This window comes from Leeuwenhoekiella sp. W20_SRS_FM14, from assembly GCF_052119605.1.
GTDB lineage: Bacteria > Bacteroidota > Bacteroidia > Flavobacteriales > Flavobacteriaceae > Leeuwenhoekiella.
The window spans coordinates 22,720-28,889 of sequence record NZ_JBGQOK010000011.1; the positions used below are offsets into that span (position 1 = coordinate 22,720).

The 6,170-nt window shown below is 35.1% G+C and carries 7 protein-coding genes and 1 tRNA gene; 6 read left to right on the plus strand and 2 right to left on the minus strand.

Annotated features, from left to right (window positions below; genetic code table 11):
- Nucleotides 1-52 precede the first annotated feature (52 nt).
- The 5 genes from ACEN25_RS15645 (at nt 53) to ACEN25_RS15665 (ending at nt 4,579) form a co-directional block, all read left to right on the plus strand.
- Nucleotides 53-595, plus strand: coding sequence for an AAA family ATPase (locus ACEN25_RS15645; protein WP_441803735.1), 543 nt, complete (start codon nt 53-55; stop codon nt 593-595).
- On the plus strand, nt 586-2,490 hold the full coding sequence (locus ACEN25_RS15650; protein WP_441803736.1) for a RecQ family ATP-dependent DNA helicase: 1,905 nt from the start codon (nt 586-588) through the stop codon (nt 2,488-2,490). The genes ACEN25_RS15645 and ACEN25_RS15650 overlap by 10 nt, the downstream gene beginning before the upstream one ends.
- The gene (gene fmt, locus ACEN25_RS15655; protein WP_441803737.1) at nt 2,487-3,449 is read left to right on the plus strand and encodes a methionyl-tRNA formyltransferase; all 963 of its coding nucleotides are present in this window, start codon (nt 2,487-2,489) and stop codon (nt 3,447-3,449) included. The genes ACEN25_RS15650 and fmt overlap by 4 nt, the downstream gene beginning before the upstream one ends.
- Before the next feature lie 184 nt (nt 3,450-3,633).
- Nucleotides 3,634-3,906 (plus strand): HU family DNA-binding protein, encoded by a 273-nt coding sequence (locus tag ACEN25_RS15660; RefSeq protein WP_028375972.1) that lies wholly within the window; start codon nt 3,634-3,636, stop codon nt 3,904-3,906.
- A gap of 112 nt (nt 3,907-4,018) precedes the next feature.
- Nucleotides 4,019-4,579, plus strand: a complete 561-nt coding sequence (locus ACEN25_RS15665) for a YqgE/AlgH family protein (RefSeq protein ID WP_028375973.1) — start codon at nt 4,019-4,021, stop codon at nt 4,577-4,579.
- 3 nt (nt 4,580-4,582) lie between these two features.
- Here ACEN25_RS15665 and ACEN25_RS15670 read toward each other — a convergent pair whose 3' ends face one another.
- Together ACEN25_RS15670 and ACEN25_RS15675 are read right to left on the minus strand one after the other, a co-directional pair.
- On the minus strand, nt 4,583-5,422 hold the full coding sequence (locus ACEN25_RS15670) for an aminotransferase class IV (protein WP_028375974.1): 840 nt from the start codon (nt 5,420-5,422) through the stop codon (nt 4,583-4,585).
- Between the two features lie 52 nt (nt 5,423-5,474).
- Entirely contained in the window at nt 5,475-5,867 is a 393-nt protein-coding gene (locus tag ACEN25_RS15675) for an START-like domain-containing protein (RefSeq protein WP_028375975.1), read from the minus strand.
- 178 nt (nt 5,868-6,045) lie between these two features.
- Between ACEN25_RS15675 and ACEN25_RS15680 the strand changes: the two genes are divergently transcribed.
- Nucleotides 6,046-6,119 (plus strand) — tRNA-Met (locus ACEN25_RS15680).
- The last annotated feature ends 51 nt before the right edge of the window (nt 6,120-6,170 follow it).

A 6,170-nucleotide genomic window follows, 5' to 3' on the forward strand; every position in this document is an offset into this window, starting at 1 on the left:
ACTAATCTAAAATGGTTATAGGTGCTGTTTGTATTTATACAGAACGCAATTGATGACAAAACGTATCGTTCTCATAGGAGGACCCAGCACAGGAAAAACCACACTCCTTAATGCTTTAAAGGCTAAAGGTCACACCTGCTTTGATGAAGTGTCTAGAGAGGTTACAAAGGCCGCTCAGGAAGAAGGAATTGATCAGCTTTTTTTGACGCAGCCTCTTTTGTTTAGTGAACTTTTATTAGAACGCCGTATAAAACAATATCAAGAGGCATCCCAACTTGATCAGGAATTTGTATTTATAGATCGAGGTATCCCAGATGTGACTGCCTATATGGACTTTATAGGACAGGATTATCCTGAAAAATTTAAGGAGGCCTGCAATGTGTATAAGTACGACCATATTTTTGTTCTTCCGCCGTGGCGCGAAATACATACTACAGATCAGGAACGCTATGAAAGTTTTGAAGAAGCGCTAAATATTCAGGAAGAACTGATAAAAACTTATAAAGCCTATGGGTATAAACCTATAGAAGTGCCTAAAGCAGATGTTGAAAACCGGGTTGCATTTATTCTTGAAAATCTAGATTTATGTCTGTAACTCCCCTTGATATTTTACAAAAATATTGGAGTTACGAAAATTTCAGACCAAAGCAGCTTGAGATCATATCTGCTGTTATAAACAAGCAAGATACCTTTGCGCTATTACCCACCGGTGGAGGTAAATCTATCTGCTATCAAATTCCTGCATTACTACAAGATGGCATAGCTGTGGTAATTTCTCCCTTATTATCATTGATGCGGGATCAGGTTATGCAGCTTGCCCAAAGAAATATAAAAGCATTGTACATCCCTGGCGGTATTCATTATAATGACCTTGATGCGTTATTAGATAATTGTATCTACGGAAATTATAAGTTAGTGTATTTATCTCCCGAACGACTTCAGAATGAATTAGTGCTTGCCAGACTAAAGCAAATGAACATTTCACTAATCGCTGTAGACGAGGCACACTGTATCTCGCAATGGGGACACGATTTTAGACCGGCTTACCGCAACATTTCGGCATTTAGAAAAAACTTTCCAGAGGTTGCCTGCATTGCGCTAACCGCAACCGCTACAAAAAAAGTTCAGGAAGATATAATTGAACAATTAGATATGACCGAAGCTATGGTTGTTCAAAATTCATTTGAGCGTAAAAATCTGGCCTATAAAGTAGTAGCTGAAGAAGATAAATATGGCCGGCTTATACAACTATTTAGAAAATATACAGGTAGCGCTATTGTTTATGTGCGTAGTCGTAAAACCGCTCAAAACTATGCTTCATTTTTACAGGCAAATGGCATTACCTCCCATTATTATCACGGTGGCTTAGGCAATGGTGAACGCCAGCAACGATTTGAAGATTGGTCTCAAAATAAGACGCAGGTAATGGTTGCTACCAGTGCTTTTGGAATGGGAATAGATAAAGCCGATGTTACAACTGTTGTACACGTAGAATTACCTGAAAGTTTGGAAAGTTATTTTCAGGAAGCAGGCAGAGCAGGTAGAGATGGTACCACAGCTCAAAGCATCATACTTTATAATCCCTCTGATAAAAGCAGACTGGCAAATCAATTCTTAAATGTATTACCCGCTGTTGAGTATGTAAAAAAGGTTTACAAAAAACTCAATAGTTATTTTCAGGTTTCTTACGGTGAAGGTGAGCAGGAAACATTTCGTTTTGATTTTATGGAATTTTGCAACACGTATAATTTCAAAACGCTTATCACTTATAATGCATTACAGCTTTTAGATCGTAATAGTGTTCTGGTATTGTCTCAAGAATTTTATAGAAAATCTACACTCCAATTTACAATTTCACCTATTAATTTAACCTATTACCTCATTAAAAATCCCGGTATAGACACCGTGGTCAAAAGTATTTTAAGAACATATGGTGGTATATATGATCAACCTTTAGCTATAGATCATACGATTATCGCTAAAAAAGCCGCTGTGCCTCTGGCCCAGATTCATAAAATATTATTACAACTACAGGTTGATAATGTTGCACTTTACGACCACAAAAATTATGACTCTGCTGTTACTTTTCTGGTACAACGCGAAGATGATTTAACAATAAATAAAATTGCAAAACATATTACCGCTCAAAATACCCGAAAAGTAAATCAGGTAAACAGTATAATAAGCTATTTAAATACAAATACTATTTGTAGAAGTACGCAGCTTCTCGCTTATTTTGAAGAAAAACAACTAACTCCCTGCGGAGTTTGCGATGTATGTATACGTGCAAGGCGAAAAGCTAAATTAGTAACCACTAAAATGATTGAGTCTAAAATAGTAGCTTTGCTTCAGGTTAAAAACTACACGCCTACATCCCTTGTTGAAACACTAAATACGCTTGAAGAAGCTGAAATTATAAAGGCGCTAAAAAATCTTTTAGCTACTGAAAAAATACAAATAACTCCTTCTAATTCATATAAACTGAAATGAAAGATTTAAGAATTGTTTTTATGGGAACACCAGATTTTGCTGTTGCCGGATTACAAAAACTGGTTGAAAATAATTATAAGATTGTGGGTGTTATAACTGCGCCAGACAGACCTGCGGGTAGAGGTCAAAAAATTCAACAGAGTGCTGTTAAAACCTATGCTCAAAGTCAGAATCTAAACGTTTTACAACCCACTAATTTAAAGGATGAAGACTTTCTGGCAGAATTAAAAGCACTTAAAGCAAATTTGCAGATTGTTGTGGCCTTTAGAATGCTACCGCAGGTAGTATGGCAAATGCCAGAATACGGCACTTTTAACTTACATGCATCACTACTTCCTGATTATAGAGGCGCAGCTCCTATAAACTGGGCTATTATAAAGGGAGAAACCGAAACCGGTGTAAGTACCTTCTTTATAGATGAAAAGATAGATACCGGTGCAATTATATTTCAGGAAAAGCTCAAGATCGCTTCAGATGAAAATGCGGGAATTTTACACGATCGACTGATGCATCTAGGTAGTGATCTAATACTTAAAACTGTAAAACATATAGAACAGGGTGAAGTATCAACTACTATACAGTCTAAACAGGAGCAGCTGCACACTGCATATAAGTTAAACAGGGAGAATACCCGAATCAATTGGTCAGCATCTATTGTAGACGTTCATAACTTAATACGTGGTTTGAGCCCATATCCTGTTGCTTACACGCATTTTAGTAATGGTGATGATAAGGAACATCAATTAAAAATTTATCAGGCTTCCAAGACCTCTAATGAAGAATTACCACCATTAAGTACAGAACCGGGCAAAATTTTAGTGCACGATGGCAAATTGTATGTTGCAACCCAAAATGATTGGATTGAATTAATAGAAGTTCAACTTTCTGGTAAGAAAAAAATGCTGGTAAAAGATTTACTAAATGGATTTACTTTTAATGAAGAAGCTAAAATGCTGTAAGGCCGCATAACTGCTGATGTTATTGAATTTTTGTTAAAAACAGTCATCCTTGTTAACAAAATGTTAAAGTTATTAACAGAAAACTGAATTTCCTGCGCTATTACTTGCCTGAACGAAATATCCGTCTAAATTTGTTAGAATATAAATAAAAGTTTAACCGACATTTAATTTTAAAATTTACATTATGAACAAATCAGATTTAATTGATGCAATGGCAGAAAGTGCTGGAATTACTAAAGCAGCAGCTAAAAAAGCATTAGAATCTTTCTTAGGCAATGTTGAAAAATCTTTAAAGAACGGAGATCGCGTTTCTTTAGTAGGTTTTGGCTCATGGTCTGTATCTCAACGTGCAGCTCGTGAAGGAAGAAATCCACAGACAGGAAAAACTATTCAAATTGCAGCTAAAAATGTAGTTAAGTTTAAAGCAGGTTCTGAATTATCAGACGCTGTAAATTAATTATATAGCTTCTAAATATTTTTCAAAAGCCCTTTTTTAAGGGCTTTTTTTATTTTTCTTATTTTTTTGTTAATTAATAAAAAAAGATTAGCTTAGTTAAAAGACTTTATTTATGACGACAAACAAACCTGAAAAGGGCAATTTATTAATAGCCGAGCCTGCTATTATAGGAGATGTTTCTTTTAACAGATCTGTCGTTTTGCTTGCTAACCACACTGAAGAAGGTTCTGTAGGTTTTATCTTAAATAAACCCCTCACATTTACCCTCAATGAACTTATTCCCGAAATTGAGATCGAAATGCAAATCTATAATGGTGGACCGGTAGAGCAAGACAATCTTTATTTTTTACATAAAGTACCACATCTTATCCCTGATAGTATTGAAATTTCTAGTGGAATATATTGGGGAGGTGATTTTGACACCGTAGTAGATCTTATAACTTCTAAGAAAATCACAGCAGAAGAAATTCGTTTTTTTCTAGGTTATTCAGGTTGGGATAGTGATCAATTAGATGATGAACTTAATGCAAACTCGTGGATTGTAGCAGAAAATATCTACGATAAAGAAATCATAAATAAATGCTTTCCTGAATTCTGGAAGGAAAAAATGATTGAACTAGGTGGTGACTATGTGATCTGGTCAAATGCACCAGAAAACCCCAGTTACAATTAATTACTAGCCTAAACGTGCTTTAGCATTTAATTTCCCTATTAAATTTTTAGAAACAGTATTTGTATACTTCTTCTTGCGATACTTAGTTATAGGCTGAATACCTATTATAGAATTGGTTATAAAAAGCTCATCTGCCTTTTGTAGTTCAAAAGGAGATATGGCAGCCTCTTCTATCGTATAAGAATCTGTCTTCTCTAAAATATCTAACAGTTGCTTGCGTACAATACCTCTAAGACAACCTTCAGTAAGTGGTGGAGTTTTAATGTGATTATCTTTTACAATAAAAAGATTACCGTTTAAAGCTTCTGCAATTGTTTTATTAGTGTTTATTAAAAGACAATTTGCAAGGTTATTCTCTTTTGCAAAAATACTTCCTGTAACGTGAATGAGTTTATTTGCTGTTTTAAGCGTACTTAATAAATCTGCATTTAAGTAATGATCTTTATAAAGATCAACCTCATAATCAGATTCATTCAGAATAAAAAAAGGCTCTGTTAATTCAGTTGCAAAAGCATAAAAACTCACGGTATTATCTGTAGGCAAATATTTCCCTCCTTCATTACGGGTCACCGTTAATCGAATACTAGCCGATTTATCAGTTAATCCCGAAGCATCTACCGTTTTTAAAAGCTCATCTTGCAGAGACTCTAACGTAAAATGCATTGGGATTTCCATACGCAAAATGCGCATTGAAGCCATTAGCCTAAAATAGTGATCTTCCCAGAATGAGATCTTACCACTACTAAATCTAACAGTTTCAAACACCGCATCTCCATAAAGCATCCCTCTGTTGTGTGCTGAGAATTGCGGTGTTTCTGTAATAATGCCGTTAAAATTAACCATAAAAAAAGTCCCTTTTTTAAGAAGGGACAAATATACTATTTACGAGTTGTTTCTAGTTAGAACCTATGATATGTTTCAGTTCAGAAATTTGATTTTCCCAAAACATTTTACCTTCATCTTCTTCTCCAGGCTCAGCAAAATCTGTCACGATTAACGAAACATCTTTTGTTATCTCATCTACAACAATACGCAGTTCAAAATAATATAGATTTTCATCCTCTACATCATCCATCCATCTGAACTTTATACGCTCATCACTTTTCTTTCCTAATAGTTTAGCCTTTTCTTCACTACCATTCCAAATAAAGGTATAATACTCGCCACGTGAATTAACATTATCTGCAAACCACTCAGACATTCCAGAGGGTGAAGACATATATTGATACAAAAGTGACGGTGAGGCCTGAATAGGAAACTCGATCTCAAATTTTATTTTTTCTTCCATTTTCTATTATTCGGTTGGGTCGCCAATATAAATATTAATTGCTCAGTAAAAAAGAAAGCAGTAATTTTTTTATTTTATATTTAAGATGCTTGCAGGGTTGGTAATTGTTATTATATTTGCACCCGCTTAGCAGATAGCTGGCAATTGTATTAAATACTCTTTTACATAAAAGAATTTTGGCGAGGTAGCTCAGTTGGTTAGAGCGTCGGATTCATAACCCGGAGGTCGGGGGATCGTGCCCCCCTCTCGCTACTAAAGGCTTCACAGCATTGTGAAGCCTTTTTTATTTTTAATTATGTCTGA